Source organism: Ruegeria sp. AP12, assembly GCF_056540025.1.
In genome coordinates this window covers 1-1,453 of the sequence record NZ_JBQFVZ010000056.1, presented here as the reverse complement: position 1 = coordinate 1,453, position 1,453 = coordinate 1, and the positions used below count along the sequence as shown (strand labels likewise).

General features: G+C 62.7%; 1 protein-coding gene and 1 pseudogene. Both read right to left on the bottom strand.

What is annotated here, in order from left to right; translation table 11 throughout:
* A pseudogene (locus ACR0E6_RS21140) lies at window positions 1-1,089 on the bottom strand (NorD nitric oxide reductase activation protein); the annotation flags it as partial.
* Between the two features lie 5 nt (window positions 1,090-1,094).
* Window positions 1,095-1,453, bottom strand: a 359-nt coding sequence (locus ACR0E6_RS21135) for a CbbQ/NirQ/NorQ domain-containing protein (RefSeq protein ID WP_480586997.1), incomplete at its 5' end; no start/stop codon positions are given.

Here is a 1,453-nt window from a genome sequence, read left to right as displayed (position 1 = left end):
CGCATCCAGCACGCGGCAGTGATCTTCCATGTAACTGTGCGACCGGTGGTTCCATTCAGGGTAGGTGTGCTTGCCCGCCAGAGCCTCGTGATCAGCATCGGCTGGCGACAGGTCAAGATGCAGGCGCAGCCGCGTGGCAACCTTGCGGTCCTGTTTCGACAGGGTGATCCTGTCCTGGTCGTCGGCCGCCTTCTGAGCGGTTTTGTCATCGTCGTCATCGACGCTGCGGTTGATGTTCATTGATTCGACCCATGACAGGATCGATTCAAACCGGTGAATGATGAAGCTGTCTTTGCGGTTCTGCTGATCCTGATCTTTGCGCTCACCCAGCTTGCGGTTAGTGAGAGCGGCATCGGGTGCCGGTGCGGCGGGATCGGCTTCGGCATCGTCGGCTGCCTGCCCGCCCGTGCCCGGGTGTTCAAAGCGCAGCCATATGGGGACAGGAGCGCATGGCATGTATCTGCGCGCGTCTGCACCTGTGGCATCAAGCTTGGGAGCCTCGCCACACAGCTGATTGCGGATCGCTTGTTCCATTACGGCCTCTTGGGCGGGGCGGTGCATGTCCGGCCGGGAGTCCGCACAAAACGCAGACATCGCGAGGTAATGCTTCCGCAGTCCCGGGCAGGCCAGATAGGCCTTGTCCGCAGCCACTGCATTCGCACGAATATGCGCACAATCCCGTGCGGGGCCGGGCGCGCCCGGATCGAATGCACCGACCTCGCTCACAGCGGCAAGTGCCGTCAGCCAGAAAAAGGCAGCACGGTTCAGGTCCGGGTCGGGGAAGGCTTCCATGACGGGTGGCAATGCGAGCCGTTCGCCATCGAAACGCGCCACCCATTCGCGATCCCGCTCGGCCCCAAGCTTGCGGCGCATCACCTGCCGATGCTGCACGACACTTGGTGCGACTTCGGCCAGTTCGACCCCCGGTGCCCCGCCGAGCGCGCGGAAGAGAACGGCAAGGCTGGGTCGGACTGAGGCCAGCGTGACGCCCGCTTCGGGGTATGTGACGCCAGCCCCGATCCCGCTGGCCATGTCGTGCCAGAGGTTTCCGACCGTCTCTTCAGGCTCCATGAGGTCGCGCAAGTGCATCGCCGTCACCCGTAGATTGTGCTGACCAGATCGCGCAGCGACTGCTGGACATCCGGCTCGTCGCTCAATGGTTCGATGACTGCCGCCTCAAGCGCCTGGGTCACCCCCATACCGCCAGCCATCAGCGTAGCGGCGTAGATCAGAAGGCGGGTTGAGACGCCTTCCTCAAGATCCATCCCCCTAAGATTGCGGATATGGCTTGCCAGACGGACCAGCGGCGCAACACGTCCCGGCTCCAGCCTGCTTTCCGACGCGACTACTGCGATCTCGGTTTCCGTGTCGGGAAAATCGAAACTGATCGAAAGGAACCTTTGGCGTGTCGAGGGTTTGAGCCGCTTGAGCACGTTCTGGTAGCCGGGGTTGT